The sequence below is a fragment of the Allostella sp. genome (genome assembly GCF_041913585.1).
Classification (GTDB): domain Bacteria; phylum Pseudomonadota; class Alphaproteobacteria; order ATCC43930; family Allostellaceae; genus Allostella.
This window is the reverse complement of sequence record NZ_JAYSFE010000285.1, coordinates 1-1,863: the sequence shown is the minus strand read 5'-3', so window position 1 is coordinate 1,863 and position 1,863 is coordinate 1. Positions and strand designations below refer to the sequence as shown.

General features: G+C 75.1%; 2 protein-coding genes. Both read left to right on the top strand.

Translation table 11 applies throughout. The annotated features are described in order from the left end of the window. Nucleotides 1–819: alpha-E domain-containing protein (locus tag ACE3Q3_RS24250; RefSeq protein WP_374450419.1), on the top strand; the 819-nt coding region annotated here is incomplete at its 5' end. Continuing rightward, nucleotides 816–1,694: a transglutaminase N-terminal domain-containing protein gene (locus ACE3Q3_RS24245; protein WP_374450417.1), complete on the top strand. Its 879-nt coding sequence runs from the start codon at nucleotides 816–818 to the stop codon at nucleotides 1,692–1,694. The genes ACE3Q3_RS24250 and ACE3Q3_RS24245, both read left to right, overlap by 4 nt. The last annotated feature ends 169 nt before the right edge of the window (nucleotides 1,695–1,863 follow it).

Genomic DNA, 1,863 nt, shown 5'->3' with positions numbered 1-1,863 from the left:
CCCTATGCCCAGGCGAGCGAGGCGGCGGTGGCGGCGGCCGAGGCCGGCGACGGCGGGGCGCTGGCGAGCGAGATGCTGGCGCTGGCAGGCGACCGCAACCATCCCCATGGCCTCGTCCGGACCTTCGCCGGCGTCCGGCGGACCGCCTGGTCGGTGCGCGACCGGCTGTCGCTCGACCACTGGCGCAGCATCCTGGCGCTCACCGGCGACGAGGACGAGCCGCCGGGCGACCTCGTCGAACTCGCCGCCCGGCTCGACATGCTGATCCGCCGGTCGGCGGCGCTGGCCGGCCTCTCGGCGGAGAACATGACGCGCGGGCCGAACTGGCTCTTCCTCGATCTCGGCCGCCGCATCGAGCGCGGCGTCGGCGCCGCCTGGGTGGCCCGTCAGCTCGTCGGCGAGCCCGGCGAGCGCGCCGTCGAGCGCATGCAGATGGCGCTCGAGATCGCCGACAGCGCCATGACCTACCGCTTCCGCTACCTCGGCACCTTCCAGGCGCCGCCCGTCCTCGACCTGCTGCTGCTCGACGAGAGCAACCCGCGCTCGGCCGCCTACCAGATCGCGACCCTGGCGCGGCACCTGGCGGACCTCCAGGAGGACCCGGCCGGCGGCCCTGCCGACGAGCACGCGATCGTGCCGCTCCTGGTGCGCCTGCGCCGGACCGATCCGGCGACGCTGGCCGACCCCGCCGCCGTCGGCGCCCTGTCGGCCGCCGTCGGGGGCGCCCTCCAGGACCTGTCGGACGCCCTGGCCGACCGCTATTTCCGGCCCTCGCCGCGGCGGCGGACCGGCTCGGCGCCGAGGGGCGAGGGGGCATGACGGAATATAGCGTCCGCCATCGCACCATCTACCGCTACCTCCAGCCGGTGGCGCAGTCGCAGCATCTCCTGCATCTGGCGCCGCGGCCGACGGCGCGGCAGTCGGTCGTCGATTGCGCCGTCCGGGTGACGCCCGAGCCGACGCGCCGGGTCGAGCGGCTCGACGCCTTCGGCAACCGCGCGGAGTGGCTGGCGCTGGAAGATCCGCACACCACCCTCGAGATCCTGGCCGAGAGCCGGGTCGTCGAGGCGGCCCTGCCGGCCCCCGATCCCGCCGGGTCCTGGCCGTGGGAGGCGGTGCGCCGGCGACTGGAGGCCGCGCTCGACGTCGCGGAGCGCGAGGCGGTCGACTTCCTCTTCGACTCGCCGCTGGTGCGGCCGTCGACGGATCTCTCGGCCTATGCGCTGGCGAGCTTTCCGCCAGGCCGCCCCGTGCTCGCCGGCGCGATCGACCTGATGGGCCGCATCCATGCCGATTTCCGCTACGACACGACGGTGACGGATGCGACGACTCCGGTCGACCGGGTGTTCGCGATCCGTGCCGGGGTCTGCCAGGATCTCGCCCATGTCGGGATCGCCTGCCTGCGCGCGATCGGCCTGCCGGCGCGCTACGTCTCGGGCTACCTGCTGACCAGCCCGCCGCCGGGGATGCCGCGCCTCGTCGGCGCCGACGCCAGCCACGCCTGGTTCGCCGCCTGGTGTCCGCCCTTCGGCTGGGTCGACCTCGACCCCACCAACGACGTCCTGCCGGGGACGGGCCATGTCACCGTCGCGTGGGGGCGGGACTATGGCGACGTCGCGCCGATCAACGGCGTCGTCGTCGGCGGCCGCGACCACACGATCGAGGTCGCGGTCGACGTCGCGCCGCCGGCTTAGCCGCCGACGCAATCGTGATCGCGCGTGACGTGCGCCCCGGCCCGGGCTCCGGGTAGAACGGTCGCCATGTCCCGCGCCTCACCCGCCCTCGCGTCCGCCCGGTCCGGCCTGCGCCTGCCGCCGATGCCCTGGCGCGACCGCGCCGGCCGCCTCTCGCCGATCAAGACGG